This is a genomic window from Pseudomonas sp. MG-9 (assembly GCF_018729515.1).
In the GTDB taxonomy this organism is placed as follows: domain Bacteria; phylum Pseudomonadota; class Gammaproteobacteria; order Pseudomonadales; family Pseudomonadaceae; genus Aquipseudomonas; species Aquipseudomonas serboccidentalis.
Window position 1 is genome coordinate 352,422 of the sequence record NZ_JAHHZH010000001.1, and the last position, 15,738, is coordinate 368,159.

Genomic DNA, 15,738 nt, shown 5'->3' on the forward strand with positions numbered 1-15,738 from the left:
TTCTTGGTGAGAGGCCGGCGGCGGGGTGTTGCTACGGGTTAAGGGTTACGCGTTGAACGTGCCGAGGATCAGGCTGGCGGTGCCGCCGACTTCTTTGACGAGCGTCGTCTTGAACTCTTGGGCGATTTCTTCAATCTGCTGTTCTTCGCCCGCCCAGCGCAATTTGAGGGTTGGCTTGTCGTCGCCGGTCAGGATGCTGAGCTTTAGAGTGAAGACGCGGGTCCCGAGGCCGTCATACGGGGTCAGAGAGAAGTGCAGCGCTTCAATGCGTGTCTCGGCGTTCGCCGCCTCGATGTTCTCCATCGCGCTTCGAGCGGCGCCGAAGTTGTGCTCACTGCTGGTTGCGGAGCTGCGCGCTTCGATGGTGATATTCCGTACGCTGGCAACGGCTGCGCTGATAGGCATGGTTCCGCCACCTTCTTTCGTGGCTACAAGGCTCGCGTTCCAATCCTCGATCCACTCGGCCAGCTCGCGCTGGTTGAGCTTTCTTCCGGTGATTTCCTGAAGCGCTTTGTACGCGGCGGTGGGCTTGAGCTTCAGGGTCGCAGTGTCGTCCGCATGTCCAGGTACTGCATCGGTGCCGAGGTTGAAAAACACCTGGCAGCTCATGTTGTCCTGATCAATGAAGCCCCTTGCGGCTGGGCCGTTGCGCGAGATCGTATATTCAGCAAAGTCGCGCAGGCTGTTGGTATGCAGCGAGCCACGGAAGCGCAAACGCCCCGCCTGAAACTGTTCCAGGTTGTGGATCTTCACGCCAACGGGCAGGGCGGTCAGCGGCATCAGGGCAGAGGGTAGGGCCGTGGCGGCGCCGGCTTGGTCGAGGATCAGTTCTAGCGTGTCTTTTGTGAGTGGCATTGGTATTTCCCTTTTGGTGAGAGGACTTGGTTTTGCGTTGAAGGTGTCGCCTTATCTGGCGTGCACCGGAGTGTCGGCTTTGTCGAATAGCTGCGACGTTGGGTTGTTCTGGAACAGGGTCAGGCCATCAGGGGTGAGGTAGAGCGGCGTTTCGAGGGTAGAGTCCTCGCGCAACTTGCCGCGTTTGGTAGGCTGCTGAAAGTCCAGGGTGTGGCTGATGGCAACCTGGTTGCTCTGGCCGATCTGTTTCATCTTCAGCGTGATGATTACTTGTCCGGCCTTGCCGTGGTCGATGACGCCGGCGGCAACGTTCGAGAGAGCCTGGCCGACCTGCTGCGCGAAGACGCCGGCGTTGAGTGAGTTGAAGAAGTCATTCGTGTCCGTGGCTTTCATGTGCTGTGCCTCATTGGGTTTGTGTTGTTTGCGCCTGAACGGCAGGTGCCACCGTTGAATCAGGCTGCTTGCTTCGTCGCTTGAGCGTCGAGGTATGCAGCCAAGTCGTGGAGGTAAACGACGGCGGTGCCTTTTGCGGATCCGCCGAGCCGGGTTACCTTCAGTGCGATGCGGCCGGCGCTGATTCGTCGTAGCAGGTAGCGATCGCTGGTGATGTGCGAGAAGTAGCGCTGCCGGACTGCGGATAATGTCGGGCAGGGCGTCGGCCATTCCTTTCGCAGTTGGTCGATAGTGGTGCTCACGCTGCTTTCTCCCCGTGCCCCTCTGTTGGGGGCAGCAACTTCAGTCGGATCATCTCGGCGAGACCTTCCTTGCTTTTGCCCATAGCAGCGGCGCAGACGTTGCCGTTTTCATCCGCCACAACGGCGCCGAATGGAAACTCCGGCGAGTTGGTCGGGGTGACGTAGGCGGTCTGCCCTTCGTGGATTACGTTGTTCACGCAGCGGTATGCGTCGGCCAGTTCAAGTACGCGCATGGGCACGCTGCTGAGCAGTTGCGCTGCATCGTGCGCGGCGCCGATGAGCTGGGCGCGGCTGACGATGCCGGGGCTGTCCAGATAGATCGGGATCAGGCGAAGGCTGCCCAGTGCCTGCATGTGGGCATTGATGTAGTTGATGCTCATGCGGCAGCGTCCTTCTTCGTGATGGTGATTCCCAGTTTCTTGGCGAGCCAATCAACGCCGTCCTCTTTCACCATCACCACCGTGTAGTGGCGCAGCTTGCTGATCGACGGAATCAAGGTGCTACGCGGATCCGAGTACAGATAGCCGCGGTCGCGGTGCTGGCTAGCAAGGTCGCCGCTGCTGTTCAGAATGCCCAGCTCGCGCAACCTGGTGCGGAAGGCGCGGGGCTTGAGTCCGAGCAGTGCGGCGGTTTCGTCCAGGGTGCGGTTTGTCATGGCGGCGCCCTCAGCCCTGAGCTTGGCGATTGGCGACTTCATGGATGAAGTCACGCAGGTGCAGGTGATTTGCTCGATCATTGCGGCGCAGCTTGATGCTGTCTTTGCGGCCTGCAACGTTGACCTCGACGATCGTGAGGGTAGGGGTCTGCTCGACCGAAAACTCAGCGCGCATGGTCTGCTCGGGGCGGATCAGATCGCAGGTAGCATCACCGCCAACCTGCAGCATGTGATGCAAGAGCTCTTGTCTGGCGAGAGGAAGGGAATAGGCACTCATGCCGCGTCACCCCCGAATGGCCCCAAGTCAGGCGCGGCAGTAGCTGCTTTCGCAGATACCAGTCGAGCGCCGGGGGTGACGATTACCAGCAGGCCGGTGTGCTTTTGGATCGCTTCGACGGCCGCTGGGCTCGTGCACGCTGCGGGGTGTAGGTACACCGGGCAGCGGGTGGTGCTGTGCTGTGTCGTATGCATGGCTCGTACTCTTGGTGAGAGGGGTACGAAAGAAAGACTATACATACGTTTTTATACGGTCAATACGTAAACGCATAAATATGCGTTGAATTGTTCTGTCCGACAGGCGGTAAAGGATTCGAGGGGGGATTTAGAGAGGGGGCTAGCGTGGAGAACTAAGATTTTTCAGTGTTTGTTGGTTCTACAAATAGAAGCTTCATTTCTGAAAGGCGATACGTTCGCAGCGCTTCAAGGAGGTCCGAGTCCTCTTCGTATATCTCCGCTACGTAATCGTTGATGAATCCTTGAATCGCCATGGCAAGCGCCTTTTCCTGCTCAAGGGACGTAAACGTCTTTGAACCATTGCTATCAACAGTTTTGATTTCGAGTTTCGTCCGAGCCCGCCCCGTTTTGGCTGCAGTCCGCTTGGGTGTAGGGTCCGCGCTAGGTGTGGACTCGTCGCCAGTGGCGGTCTTCAGAGGAAAAAGATCTTGCTTGCCCGTCCAGATCCAGTTGGCCGATACACCCAATGCCTTCGCTATTTTGTGTATGTTTTGCTGACGAGGGCTTTGCGACTCGCCGGACATGATTCTGTGTATGGTCGGCTGAGGTACACCAGAAATTCGCCCAAGTTCTGTTTGAGATAGGCCTAACTCACCCATACGGTCGGCTATTCGTTTGCGAATCATTTGGGGTGTCCTGGTTGAAAATATACGACTCCATTCTATTGCATGGCCGTATACGCGTGCGTATGATCTGAAACGTATAAACGAATTGGAGTCAGCTATGAACATCCCAGAAATGCTGAAGGGGCTGATCAATCTGGGGTTCACCCAGCGCGGCATCGCCGTACGAATCGGTACCACTCAGCCGACCATTAACAGGGCGATCAATGGGGCAGGTGTGCGTTACGAGCTGGGTAAGGCAATCGAAAATTTGTATGTCGAAGAATCAAAAGTGGAACGCTTGAAGAGTGCATAAAGGTGCTGGGCTGGGGCCTCTCACCAAAGAATCCCCCAGACCAGCGTGGCGATACGCAGCACATAACGTACCGCCACAGAACGACCAAGAGCCTCTCACCAAAGAATCCTCTTGGCCGTCTGCAATGAGTTACACGGGGTACATGTAACCCATCACATAGATCGTCAGTTTGGGGCCTCTCACCACAAGATTTCCCCGCACTGACTGGAACGATGAACCGTGCCGCACAGCACGATTGGCACAGCACACCGGTCGTGGTCGTAGGATAGGTCGTACCTATTCGTATGGCTAGGCCGTAAACGGGGTATTTACGGTTATGAGTCGCACAGATCTCCTTCCGGGCGCTGGCCCGGTTCTTTCTTTGCGTGAGGCGCTTTACCGTGCCGGGCGCGATTTCCGAGGCGGCATCACCACGTTGGCCCATGACATGTTCATGGACTACGACGAGCTGCAGAAGAAACTCAAGCTCAATGAAGAGCGTCGTTGGCTGACTCCGGATGAACTGGAAGAGGTCATTCGGCTGACGCAAAACTCTGCGTTGCTCGACGCGCTGGTGCGTCCTGCGGGCGCTGTCTGGTACAAGCCGACGCCTGTACCTGCCACATCCGAGGCGCTGAAGTCTGTCGGCAAGCTGCTGGAGAGAACCGGCGAGTTTGTTTCAAGCATGCACGCCGGTGCCGCCGACAACGTCTGGGAGCCGCACGAAGTCGCTACCCTGGACAAATACGGTATCGATGTCATCCAAGCGGTGCTGGGCATCATGGCCGGTGCGCGGCAGGCCATGGAGGAGCAGTACAATGGCTGACGATATCGATCGTGCTAACGACCAGGCGCAATACCTGCTCGACGTTGCCCTTCATCGTAGCCGTCGCGTGGCATCAAGCCGCGTGAGTGCGCAGTTCTGCGAGGATTGCGATGAACCCATCCCGTTACTTCGACAGCAGGCAAGCGAGGGTTGTGAAACCTGCGTGCACTGTCAGGAGTTGCGGGAGGCTCGGCGATGACTGAGCAGGTCAAGGGAATAGCTATTTCCAATTGGGCAAAGCGCTACATCGACACCTTCGGTCTTGCCCTTGTTTCAATCGAACCTGGTGAAAAAGCCCCGAAGGGGATGGGCTGGAACAAGCCGGGTGGTTACATCACCGACGCTGCTGCCGCCGAAGCATTCTGGCAGCGAAACCCCAACCACAACCTGGGCGTAGTGCTCGGGCCAAGTCGTGTCTGCTCGCTGGACGTTGATGATGTCCAGTGGACCCGCCACGTCCTATATGAGCTGCTGGGTCTTGACCTCGACGCCATGGCCGTGGTTTACCCGACCATCGTTGGTAACCCGTTGCGGTTTCGCGTGTTGTTCAAGTTGCCGGACGGCGTAGAGCTGGCCCGGCATTCGCTTTCGTGGCCGAATGAAAAAGACCCGGATGGCTCGATCTGGAAAGGATTGATGGCCAAGGCCAAGGCGGCGAAAGAGTTGGGCGATGTCGCTGGCGAAGCCGAGGCAAAAGCCGAGGCGGAAGACTACAAGCGGTTCACCGTGTTCGAGCTGCGCGCGGGGTTGGTGCAGGACGTCTTCCCGCCGTCGATCCATCCCGGTACCGGGAAACCGTACATCTGGCGCACGCCGCCGAGCGCGACTGATGGTCTGCCCACGCTTACCAATGAGCTTTTGGCTATCTGGAAAAATTGGGAGTTCTTCAAACGGGATGCCGACGCGGCTTGTCCGTGGGCGCCGAAGCCGAAGAAACCACCGGCGAAGGTCGTCAAGCGACCGCCACCGGCGGCGGGTAAACCGCCCTCGGTGATTGATGAGTTCAACCGGTGTCATGACGTCGAGGAACTGTTGCGCGCTCATGGCTACATCAAGCGCGGCAGCAAGTGGTTGTATCCGCAGAGCAGTACGGGCTTGCCAGGTGTCACGGTCAGCGACGAAGGCAGGGTGTATTCGCACCACGGCGCCGATCCATTGGCCAACGGTCATCAGAATGACGCCTTTGAGGTGTTTTGCCTGCTTGAGCATTCCGGCGATCAGTCGCGAGCGGTGAAAGCTGCAGCGCAGTTGTTGGGGATGCAGCATGCCTCCCGGCCCGATCCGCGCGATCTTCCCCCGACCCCATCCGATGACATGAGCGAGCCGAGCCATTTCGGCGCGCCCGCCAGTGAGGCCGCTCCGGATCCTCAAGGGGGTGCGGGGGGTGCTGGTGACCCGGTGGCTTTGACCATTGACCAGGTGCTGCGCCGGTACGCGTTGGTGGATGGGACGACCCACATCTGGGATCTGGACCAGTCCAAGGTTATGAAGAAGTCGGCTTTCGAGGCGCGTGTCGGAAAGCCGATGGCGAAGCAGTGGCTGGAAGACACCAAGCACCGAAAACTGATTTCCGGTGATCACGTCAGCGAGATCGAGCAGGCGCGACGCATGGCTGGGAAGAAGGGCGGCGCGTTCGGTATGTCGCCGACCGAGCGCTATGTGTACATCGATGGCACGAAGGACGTGTGGGACAGGGAGAAGAAGCGCCGGATCGCTGAGGGCGCGGTGAAGATGGCGCTGGGCGACACTTACCCCCTCTGGTTGAACAGTGCCGAACGGCGCGTGGTTGATGTTGATCACATCGTCTTCGACCCGACCATGACCAAAGACCCGAGCGTCTATATCAACACCTTTGATGGCTTGCCGCTTGAGCCAGTTCGCGATGATGACGCCTGCGCGAATCTGCGATGGCTGATCAAGTTCCTTTGCAATGGTGAAGATGATGCGGCGTGGTGGTTGACCCGTTGGCTGGCTTATCCGCTCCAGCACCTAGGTGCAAAAATGGACACAGCGGTGCTGATGCACTCGATCATGGAGGGCTCGGGTAAAAGTCTGCTGTTCGCGGATGCGCTGGGCATGCTTTACGGTCAGTACGCGGCGACGGTGGGTCAGACCCAGTTGGAAAGCAACTTCAACGCTTGGCAAAGCCGCAAGCTCTGGGCGGTGTTCGAAGAGGTTGTGAGCCGTGACCAGCGTTACAACCAGGTGGGCAAGATCAAGCACTTGATCACCGGCAAGACCGTGCGGATGGAATCCAAATTCATCAATGGCTGGGAGGAGTCCAACCACATGAATGCGGTGTTCCTGAGTAACGAGATTTTGCCATGGCCGATCAGTGAGAGCGATCGTCGGATGCTGGTCATGTGGCCCAATGAGACCTTGCCGCCAGATCGGCAAAAGGCGATCGGTCACGAACTCAAGAATGGCGGTGTAGCGGCTCTTCATGCGTGGTTGCTGTCGCTCGACCTTGGTGACTTCGACCAGCGAACGCGACCGCCCAAGACAGAGGCGCGGGAGCGGTTGGTGGCGTTGAGCCGGGCAGGGTGGCAGACCTTCCTTCATTTGTGGAAGTACGGCGACCTGGGTCGGGATCTGTGGGGCGTTTGCCTCTCAAGTGACGTGTTCGCTTTGTTTCTGGAATGGTGTCAACGCAACAAAGAGCACTCCATGAGCCACACGAAGTTCGCGCTGTTTCTCAGTTCCGAGTTGGACAAGTCGCGTTCGATACCGTGGACGGATGGGAGCAATCGGAAATTTGGTGCGTTTTTCTTTCCGGCGGATCTGGAACCTTCCCGCGCCCCATCCCTGAAAGCGGCCGATCTGGGGGCTGTCGTCAGCGACTGGCGTGCCAAAGCGCGGCTGGCGGGCTGGAACGTCGATAACTGGGAACACATCAAGGCGGCTGCAGCATGAATACACATAAAAGTGTGTCGGGTGTGTGGGGTGCGTGTTGGGTTGGTTTTCGAGACTCCGCACAGTTTGAGGCCTTTAAACTCGCGGCTTTCCGGGCTTTGTGTGGGGTGTGTTGGGTTTTGCTTCGCGCACGCGCCTGCGTGATGTTTTTTGATGGGGCGAATCACCCAGTAAAAAAACTCTATGCGAGGGCCGAAAAACCCAACCAACCCAACACACTAAACACAAAGTTGATTATTTGCCTGAATTTAAAGGGGTTTACTTGTGTTGGGTTTGTGTTGGGTTACTGGTTTTTTGTGTTGGGTTCGATTTTTCGGGGGGTAGGGCGATGATCGAGGAAGTCGAAGAACTCATGCAGCATTGGGGTAATCAGTTCAACCAGGTGGGTGACGAAGGAGGTCTCGGTAGCCCGATGGCGACGATCATGGAGTGGGGCGGCTCTGCACCTCGCAGCACCCCGGGATCTCGCGACCTGATGATGGCGTCGGGTGGCGGCATGGATCACGTCGCGCAGGAAGTCGCTGCGGCGCTCGCACAACTTGAGCGACAGTCTGAAAGGGGCGCGCTACTGGCGAAGCTGGCTCGCAATCGGTATCTGCCTCGACCGGCGCTGTCGGTTCGGTCCCAGTTGCCGATTCTTGGGCTCGGTGATGATGCTGACCGGACGTATCGAAACTGGGTTCATGCTCTGCACCAGCAGGTGCTGGTGATACTGACCGTGCGGAGCGCACCAGGTCGTGCACGTAATCGACGCGTGAAGTCAGCGGAGACCGATCTTCTGCGAGCGTCTACGGTTGCGAGGGTTAGACCGTGCTGACCGCTTGTCGGGGTGGCTTGTCGTGTTGTGGTCGGATTGCGGTCACATTCGTGTCGTTTGCTGACCTACCGAAAATCACCCCTTTTCGGTTTTTCCGGAGGCAGGTAAAAAGTCACCACGATATGGAGTTTGCGCCTCGGCGCTGACCTCGCACGTGCTGTGCAGTTTCACCCGGCCTTCCCTGAGCCGGTCACCTAACCCCGCTTCGGCGGGGTTTTTATTTTCGACCCGTTGGGGTGTCTGCAAGGAGAATCAGCATGAGCGAGCCGGCAACTGTTGTCGTGGCCGGTGGCGTAGGACTGGCGGCTACTGGTCTGCTCGCGGGCGTGGATATGCTCGCAGTGATCGGCGCGCTGGCTGGCTCTCTGGTGTTCTTCACCACCACTGAGGAATTGCCAGTCTGGAAGCGGGTTCTGTTCCTGCTGGTGTCTTTCGTGATGGGTTACATGTTCGCCCCTGGCATGGCCGAGGTTGAGTTGTTCGGCACCAGGCCTTTCAAGTACACCGGGCCGGCGGCGTTTGGCGCCTCGGTTGTGGTCGTTACCGTCGCGCTCGCTGTCATCAAGAGACGCGGCCTCGTTGCTGAACCGCAAGGGAGGCAGGATGGATAGTCAACTGATGCCGCAAGTTCTCACGCAGGCCACGTTCTGGTTGTGCGTGGCGCTGTTCGTTCGGTTGTTCACCTTCCGTCGTCGCGGTGCCCGATTCCGTCGGAGCATGAGTTGTCTTGCTTGGGTGGTGATGGTCGCGGCCGGATCTGCGGTGGTGTACATCGGCAAGGGACAGTTAGTCATGCCGCCGAACTCTTGGCCGCTGGTGATCGTGCTGGCGGTGTTTGTCGGGTCGGTGTGCCAAAGCAATGGCAACCTTGCCCGTGTCTGGAAGTTGGGCTGATGAGCAAATCAGCAGATGACCGGCGAGGTAGTAGTGCAGCGCGGGGTTATGGGTACAGGTGGCAGAAATCCCGTGATGGGCACCTGCGTGAACACCCGTACTGCACGATGTGTTCGACCGACCAACGTCCGGTTGCGGCAACAATCGTTGACCACAAGGTCGCGCCAAAGCTGAAGGACGCCAAGGACAGCGGAGATCCCGCCCGGATCAAGGCAGCGTGGAAGCTGTTCTGGAACCCGGAGAATTGGGCGAGCCTGTGCAAGTTTTGTCACGACTCGACGAAACAGCGAATCGAGAAGAGCGGGCGCGTCCCGGGGTGTCACGCTGATGGCCGTCCGGTCGATCCGGGGCATCACTGGAACAGGTGACCGACCATCACCGACGCACCAAAAAATGGCACAACCCCGAGGGTAGGGGGGGTGAAAAACTTCATTTGGACTTCCTTCTAGACCGATCGCCCCCCTCTTTACACAAAGTCGGGAAAAATGAGGGAGGGGGGGTATCGACCGGTAAGGGGTTGAATTTATGGCAGGAAATGGAAATTCGGGCCGTCCGTCTTTACCGGCGTCGGTCCATCTCTTGCGGGGAAACCCGAGCGGAAAGAACGTCGCGGCTCTGCTGGACGAAGTGCAGTCGCCGACGGTGCCGGTGAAAGCACCGCCCATGCCGGACGTTCTTTCTAATGATGCGGTAGCTGAGTGGGAAAGAGTGGTACCGGCGCTGATGTCTCTGCGCCTTATCTCCGAGCTCGACGCCATGGCGCTGGCCTCGTACTGCCAGGCCACTGCAGATTGGCGCCGTTACCAACGGTTGATTGCCGCGCGAAACGCTAGGTCCGACGATGAGTTGGGGGGAGATGTCCAGACCTTCAAGACCGGTGCCCAGCAGATGCACGTTCTGCGGCAGCTCGCCAATGACGCCGAGCGTCGCGCCAACGCCGCTGGTGCCCAGTTCGGCATGTCGCCAGTGTCCCGCCGCAACCTGAAAGCGCCGGCGCCCCCGCAAGGTGAGTTATTCCCCAATGACCCAAGAGCAGCCGCTGAACGATACTTCAGCTAATGACCGAGTGACCGGTTACGCGAATGCCGTGCTTGCTGGTGAAATCGTCGCGGGCCCGGATGTCCGCAATGCGTGCAAGCGTCATCTGCGTGATTTGAAGAACGGTCCCGATCGTGGGTTGGTGTTCGACTTGGCAAGCGCGAATCGCGCCATCGGTTTTTTCGAAGAGGTCCTCTGCCTCAACGGCGGTGATTACGAAGGCATGCCGTTCTTGCTTGCACCCTGGCAGGCATTCGTCATGGGCAGCCTGTTCGGCTGGATGACAGTCGATGGTTTCCGGCGTTTCCGCTTGGGCTACATCGAGACGGGAAAGGGCTCCGGAAAAAGCCCGCTGATGGCGGGGATCGGCTTGTACGGTCTGGCTTCCGACGGTGAAAGGCGTGCGGAGATCTACGCAGCCGCCACCAAGCGTGATCAGGCAATGGTCTTGTTTCGTGATGCCGTGTCGATGGTGGACATGTCACCGTCGCTGTATTCCCGAGTGGTGCAATCGGGACGAGACGAAAAGGTCTGGAACCTCTACTACCCCAACACCCGATCATTCTTCCGCCCCATCAGCGCGGACGAAGGCCAGTCCGGCCCGCGCCCTCACATCGGCTTGCTCGATGAGGTGCACGAACACAAGACCGCTGCCACTGTGAACATGATGCGCGCCGGTACCAAGAATCGGCGAAAGGCCATGGTGGTGATGATCACCAATAGCGGGTCGGACAAGAAGACGGTTTGTGGTCAGTACCATGACCTCGGCGTGCGCATCTGCGCGGACATCGAAACAGACGACAGTTTCTTTGCATTTATCTGTTCGCTGGACGAAGGGGACGATCCGCTTACAGACGAAGCCTGCTGGCCGAAGGTCAACCCGTCGCTTGATTACATTGCGGAAGGGCAGACCGACGGCATTCCCGGGCGCAAGTATCTGCGCGAGCAAGTGCAGTCGGCCCGGGGGCTGCCAGCGCAGGAGTCGGTTGTGCGCCGACTCAACTTCTGCGAATGGACCCAGGCGGATGCGCCTTGGATCTCGTGGGCAGTCTGGAAGCAGGCGGAAGAGCGCGTGCCGATGCGGATCCTGCGCAACCGTCGTTGCGTTGCTGGCCTCGACCTTGCCAGCACCACCGACCTGACTGCATTTGTGTTGTTGTTCTGGCCGGTGCCACACGACCCACATTGGCGCTTGCTGCCGTACTTCTGGATTCCCGATGAGGACCTTCAGGGTCGCGAGGATCGAGACAAGGTTCCATACGCCATGTGGGTCAAGGATGGCCACCTTGAAACAACACCAGGTCGAGCCATCAGCAAGAAGCACGTACTGCTGCGGCTCGTAAAAATCTGCGCGTACTTCGATGTGGAGCGCATCGGTTACGACCGATGGCGCATCGAAGACTTGCTGCAACTGATGGCCGATGAAGATATCACCCTGCCAGAAATGGTCGGTTTCGGTCAGGGCTTCAAGGATATGGCGCCGGCAGTCGATGAGTTTGAGCGCCGGTTACTGGGGCAGTCACCCGAGCAGGAGGTGATAGATCTCGACCCGTCTGACTACGAAGTCATCGAACCCGAAGTAGTCGAAACCTTGCGTCACGACGGTAATCCGGTAATGACCTGGAACGCCGGCAATGCCGTGATCGTTTCCGACCCTGCCAACAACCGTAAGGCCGATAAGGCCAAGGCTACAGGCCGGATCGACGGCATCGTGGCATCCATCATCGCCGTCGGGACCAGCATCAAGTCCGCTGGCCCGAGCGGCAAATCCATCTACGACGAAGGGGCGGGTATATGAAATTAGCCATCGCGGCCTGGCTGGCCGGCCTGTTGGGTTTTGGGCTGTTGGTCGGGGGCGTGGCGCTGATCAGCGTTCCCGTCGGTTGCATCGTCGCGGGTGCCGGTCTGCTGGCCTGGGCATATCTTGCCGATCGCGCAGCCGCTGTACTGAAAGCCCAATCCAAACCCCAAGGAGGTTGAGCATGTTTTTCTCAAGCGTGCTCGGCGAAGGGCGCGGCACTCTCACAAACCCCGACAGCGGGTTCTGGCGCGGCCTCATTGGCAGCGGCCGGAACAGCTCGGGCGTGACAGTCACGCCTGAATCCGCCTTGGGCCTGCCCATCCTGCAGAACTGCGTGACGCTGCTGGCGGAGACCATGGGGCAGTTGCCCTGTGAGATGTACCGCCGGCAAGACAAAGGGCAGCGGGAACCGGCGATCAATCATCCGGCCTACGACGTCCTGCGGTACCAGCCCAATGGTTTCCAGACCCCGTACGAATACCGGGAATGCAGTCAGCTCGCGGCGGGCCTGCGCGGCAACGGCTTCAGCTTCATCGACCGTCGTGACGACGGCAATGTCATCGGCCTGTGGCCGTTGTGCAACAACAAAGTTCAAGTGCTGAAGGGCCCAGATCTGCTGCCGTATTACCGCATTGGTGCGAGCGAGGCCCTGCCAATGCGCATGATCCATCACGTGCGCTGGGTCAGTACCAACCACTACGTGGGGCTTTCCCCGATCGAAGTGCACGCGGATTCACTCGGGCTCGCCCAGGCCGTGCGGCAATACACCGGCAAGAGCTTCGCCAACGGCGTGACGGTCTCCGGCGTGATCGAGCGCCCTCGTGAAGCCCCATCGATCAAGGATCAGGGCAGCATCGACAAGATCGTCGACCAGTGGGGTCAGAAGTTCGGCGGCATGGACAACGCGAAAAAGGTCGCGCTGTTGCAGGAAGGCATGACCTTCAAGCCCGTGTCGATGAGCAACGTGGACGCCGAGGTGCTGGGAATCCTCAAAACCACTGGCACCGACATCGCCCGGATCTACAAGATCCCGCTGCCCATGGTCAACGACCTGGAAAAGTCGAACTACAACACGCTCGAACAACTGATGATTCAGTTCGTGGTGTTCGCGTTGCTGCCCTGGGTCAAGCGCCACGAACAGGCAATGATGCGCGACTTCCTGCTACCCAAGGATCGGCGCGAGTACTTCATTGAGTTCAACCTGTCGGGCCTGTTGCGTGGCGACCAGAAGAGCCGCTACGAAGCCTATGCCATCGGCAGGCAGTGGGGCTGGCTCAGCGTCAACGACATCCGCCGACTGGAGAACATGCCGCCAGTGCCTGGTGGTGATATCTACCTGCAACCCCTGAACATGGTTGATGCAGGAAAACCCGGCGGCGATTTGACCAACCCCCAAGTCCGAGCCCAGCTCGAACTCCAGCAAGCTGAAATTGGAAGGATTCTTGCCCAATGAAAAACTACCTGCGAGCCTCCAGCCTGCTGTTCAATCAGCCGCTACTGGTGACCCCGGACATGCTGGATCTCGGCGTGCGTTGGGCAAATCAGGCAATGAGCCTGAACATCGTGAACATCGGCGCCAAGAACGGCCCGGGCATCTGGGACGACGATGGCATCGACCGCATTGCGCAGCAAGAGGAAGAGCGCCGCACAGCCATTGCCCGAACCGGGATCGAGGTGATTCCTGTCAGCGGCGTGCTGGTCAGCCGTGGCAGTCACATAGGCATGTGCGAAACCATGACCAGCTATGAATCACTGCGGGCACAACTGCGCAACGCGGTAGCCGATCCGATGGTGGAGCGGATCGTGTTGGACATCGACAGCCCCGGCGGCTCCGCCGTCGGGGCTTTCGAACTGGCCGCCGATATCCGCGCCATGACCCAGCAGAAGCCCATCACCGGCATCGTCAACTTCATGGCTTACAGCGGGGGCTATCTGTTGGGCTCGGCGTGTAGCGAGCTGGTGGTGAGCCAGACCAGCGGCGTCGGCTCGATCGGCGTCATCGCCAGCCACATGGATCGTTCCAAACAAGAGGAGGGTATGGGCGTCAAAGTCACCACAGTTTATGCCGGTGCGCACAAGAATGACCTCAACCCTCACGAACCCTTGAGCGAGCAGTCGCTGAAGTACCTGAACGATGTTGTTCAAGAGAGCTACCAGCTCTTCGTCAACGCTGTGGCGGACTACCGGGGGCTTTCCGTACAGCAGGTTATTGCCACCGAGGCAGGGCTGTATCGTGGGCAGGCCGGTATCAATGCCGGGCTGGCTGATCGGATGCAGAGCCCGCAACAGGCGGTCGATGACCTTTCTCACTCTGTCGCCATGAGCCGTACAGTCCGCCAGTCCGGCCGCCTGGCCGTCCGTGCATCCGCGTTGAATCTTCAAACCCAGATCTGACCGCGTTCGCGGCAGTCACCGAAACCCGCCCTGTGCGGGTTTTTTTATGCCCAGGAGGCAACATGTCCCAAGTACTTCAGTTGCGTAGCGAACGCGCGAAGATCAACGATTCGATTCAGGCGTTGGCCAAACTCGAAACGGCAGGCGAGTCCTTGTCGGCTGAACAGTTGGCCCAGTTCGCGACTCTGGAAGCAGAGTTCAATGTACTGACTGACAAGATCAGTCGTGCAGAACAGGCCGAGCGTATTGCCGCAGCCAGCGCGGTACCGGTGAACGAGTCTGCTCAAGGCCGCACCGGCCCGCCGCAAGGTCGTGCCCACGGCCATATTCACGGTGGCGGGCCGGCTGAAGCACCAGGTGTGCGAATGGCCCAGATGGTTCGGCTGCTTGCCGCTGCCGGCGGCAACCAGCATCAGGCCGCACAGATGGCGCAGCAAGGTGGGTTCTCTACCGATGTTTCGATGGCGCTGAGCACCGTAACCCCCGGTGCTGGTGGAGTGTTGGTTCCGACGAACTTCGCTACCGAAATTATCGAAGCGCTGCGCCCAATGTCAGTTGTGCGCAAGATGGGTGCCCGAAGCCTGCCGCTGAACAACGGCAACCTGACTCAGCCCCGCATCACCGGCAACACTGTCGTCACCTACATCGGTACCGAAACCGATATCCCGCTCACCGGGATGACGTTCGCGGATACGAAGCTGTCTGCGAAAAAGGCCGCCGCGATCGTGCCGATTTCCAATGACCTGATTGCCAATGCGGGTGTCAGCCCTCGAATCGACGAAATTGTTGTTGCTGACCTGGCTGTATCTATGGGCCTGTCGGAAGACCTGCATTTCATCCGCGCTGACGGTAGCGGCTCGCTGCCAAAGGGTATGCGTTACTGGGCGCAGTCGTTCAACATCCTGCCAGCACCGGCGGTGGACACCATCACTCTGGAAAAAATCGACCTGTTCTGCGGCGGCATGATGCTCCGTCTGGAAACAGCGAACGTGATGATGAAGGACTGCGGCTGGCTGATGCATCCACGTGTGTTCCGCTGGTTGCAGTCGTTGCGTGACGGCAATGGCAACAAGGCTTACCCGGAAATCGAACAAGGGTTGTTCAAAGGTTATCCGGTTGGCTTGAGCAACCAGATCCCGGTCAACCTCGGCGCCGGTGGCGACGAGACCGAATTCTACTTCGTCAACTTCGCGGACATGATGATCGGCGAAGATATGGACCTGACGATCTCCTTCAGTAACGAAGCCTCCTACAAGGACGCCGAAGGCAACATGGTCAGCGCGTTCCAGCGTGACCAGACACTGGTCAAAGTGATCGCCAAACACGACTTCGGCCCACGTCACGTCGAGTGCATCGTTGTTGCCATCAACGTCAAGTGGGGCGCCGGCATGTAATTCCGCGACCCCGCTTCGGCGGGGTTTTGCATAACTGAGGGATGGG

At 58.9% G+C, this 15,738-nt stretch carries 20 protein-coding genes; 13 read left to right on the plus strand and 7 right to left on the minus strand.

The genetic code is table 11. From position 1 onward, the window contains the following. Positions 1-45: 45 nt before the first annotated feature. From KKQ10_RS01590 to KKQ10_RS01620, 7 genes are all read right to left on the minus strand, one after another. On the minus strand, positions 46-855 hold the full coding sequence (locus KKQ10_RS01590; protein WP_215499910.1) for a DUF2303 family protein: 810 nt from the start codon (positions 853-855) through the stop codon (positions 46-48). A gap of 51 nt (positions 856-906) precedes the next feature. Continuing rightward, a complete protein-coding gene (locus tag KKQ10_RS01595; protein WP_215499912.1) occupies positions 907-1,248 on the minus strand; it encodes a YfdP family phage-associated protein in 342 nt (113 codons plus the stop codon). A 59-nt stretch (positions 1,249-1,307) separates the two neighbouring features. Continuing rightward, positions 1,308-1,550: a pyocin activator PrtN family protein gene (locus KKQ10_RS01600; protein WP_108589632.1), complete on the minus strand. Its 243-nt coding sequence runs from the start codon at positions 1,548-1,550 to the stop codon at positions 1,308-1,310. Further along, positions 1,547-1,930 carry a hypothetical protein gene (locus tag KKQ10_RS01605; protein ID WP_215499914.1) on the minus strand — a complete coding sequence of 128 codons (384 nt, stop codon included), beginning with the start codon at positions 1,928-1,930 and terminating at the stop codon, positions 1,547-1,549. The genes KKQ10_RS01600 and KKQ10_RS01605 overlap by 4 nt, the downstream gene beginning before the upstream one ends. Further along, the gene (locus KKQ10_RS01610; protein ID WP_215500374.1) at positions 1,927-2,205 is read right to left on the minus strand and encodes a phage antirepressor KilAC domain-containing protein; all 279 of its coding nucleotides are present in this window, start codon (positions 2,203-2,205) and stop codon (positions 1,927-1,929) included. The genes KKQ10_RS01605 and KKQ10_RS01610 overlap by 4 nt, the downstream gene beginning before the upstream one ends. A 10-nt stretch (positions 2,206-2,215) precedes the next feature. Next, on the minus strand, positions 2,216-2,482 hold the full coding sequence (locus KKQ10_RS01615; protein WP_146188738.1) for a hypothetical protein: 267 nt from the start codon (positions 2,480-2,482) through the stop codon (positions 2,216-2,218). Between the two features lie 349 nt (positions 2,483-2,831). Then, positions 2,832-3,344, minus strand: a complete 513-nt coding sequence (locus tag KKQ10_RS01620) for a helix-turn-helix domain-containing protein (RefSeq protein ID WP_215499916.1) — start codon at positions 3,342-3,344, stop codon at positions 2,832-2,834. 97 nt (positions 3,345-3,441) lie between these two features. On the opposite strand from KKQ10_RS01620, the gene KKQ10_RS01625 reads away from it, so the two are divergent. The 13 genes from KKQ10_RS01625 (at position 3,442) to KKQ10_RS01685 (ending at position 15,692) form a co-directional block, all read left to right on the plus strand. Further along, the gene (locus KKQ10_RS01625; protein WP_215499918.1) at positions 3,442-3,636 is read left to right on the plus strand and encodes a helix-turn-helix domain-containing protein; all 195 of its coding nucleotides are present in this window, start codon (positions 3,442-3,444) and stop codon (positions 3,634-3,636) included. A 316-nt stretch (positions 3,637-3,952) separates the two neighbouring features. After that, positions 3,953-4,441 carry a phage regulatory CII family protein gene (locus tag KKQ10_RS01630; protein ID WP_215499920.1) on the plus strand — a complete coding sequence of 163 codons (489 nt, stop codon included), beginning with the start codon at positions 3,953-3,955 and terminating at the stop codon, positions 4,439-4,441. Further along, a complete protein-coding gene (locus tag KKQ10_RS01635) occupies positions 4,434-4,640 on the plus strand; it encodes a TraR/DksA C4-type zinc finger protein (protein WP_215499922.1) in 207 nt (68 codons plus the stop codon). Before KKQ10_RS01630 ends, KKQ10_RS01635 begins: the two co-directional genes overlap by 8 nt. Then, complete coding sequence (locus tag KKQ10_RS01640; RefSeq protein ID WP_215499924.1) at positions 4,637-7,354, plus strand: bifunctional DNA primase/polymerase; 2,718 nt, start codon at positions 4,637-4,639, stop codon at positions 7,352-7,354. Before KKQ10_RS01635 ends, KKQ10_RS01640 begins: the two co-directional genes overlap by 4 nt. A 328-nt stretch (positions 7,355-7,682) precedes the next feature. Further along, a complete protein-coding gene (locus tag KKQ10_RS01645) occupies positions 7,683-8,171 on the plus strand; it encodes a hypothetical protein (RefSeq protein ID WP_215499926.1) in 489 nt (162 codons plus the stop codon). A gap of 257 nt (positions 8,172-8,428) precedes the next feature. After that, positions 8,429-8,782 (plus strand): putative holin, encoded by a 354-nt coding sequence (locus KKQ10_RS01650; RefSeq protein WP_108589620.1) that lies wholly within the window; start codon positions 8,429-8,431, stop codon positions 8,780-8,782. Between the two features lie 7 nt (positions 8,783-8,789). Further along, on the plus strand, positions 8,790-9,065 hold the full coding sequence (locus KKQ10_RS01655; protein WP_252191438.1) for a phage holin family protein: 276 nt from the start codon (positions 8,790-8,792) through the stop codon (positions 9,063-9,065). 663 nt (positions 9,066-9,728) lie between these two features. Further along, positions 9,729-10,124: a phage terminase small subunit P27 family gene (locus tag KKQ10_RS28335; protein ID WP_286674783.1), complete on the plus strand. Its 396-nt coding sequence runs from the start codon at positions 9,729-9,731 to the stop codon at positions 10,122-10,124. Continuing rightward, positions 10,087-11,901, plus strand: a complete 1,815-nt coding sequence (locus KKQ10_RS01665) for a terminase large subunit (protein WP_215499931.1) — start codon at positions 10,087-10,089, stop codon at positions 11,899-11,901. The genes KKQ10_RS28335 and KKQ10_RS01665 overlap by 38 nt, the downstream gene beginning before the upstream one ends. Then, complete coding sequence (locus KKQ10_RS01670) at positions 11,898-12,083, plus strand: hypothetical protein (RefSeq protein ID WP_215499933.1); 186 nt, start codon at positions 11,898-11,900, stop codon at positions 12,081-12,083. Before KKQ10_RS01665 ends, KKQ10_RS01670 begins: the two co-directional genes overlap by 4 nt. A gap of 2 nt (positions 12,084-12,085) precedes the next feature. Then, positions 12,086-13,357: a phage portal protein gene (locus KKQ10_RS01675; RefSeq protein ID WP_215499935.1), complete on the plus strand. Its 1,272-nt coding sequence runs from the start codon at positions 12,086-12,088 to the stop codon at positions 13,355-13,357. Beyond that, on the plus strand, positions 13,354-14,298 hold the full coding sequence (locus KKQ10_RS01680) for a S49 family peptidase (protein WP_215499937.1): 945 nt from the start codon (positions 13,354-13,356) through the stop codon (positions 14,296-14,298). The genes KKQ10_RS01675 and KKQ10_RS01680 overlap by 4 nt, the downstream gene beginning before the upstream one ends. A 62-nt stretch (positions 14,299-14,360) precedes the next feature. Next, entirely contained in the window at positions 14,361-15,692 is a 1,332-nt protein-coding gene (locus KKQ10_RS01685) for a phage major capsid protein (protein ID WP_215499939.1), read from the plus strand. The last annotated feature ends 46 nt before the right edge of the window (positions 15,693-15,738 follow it).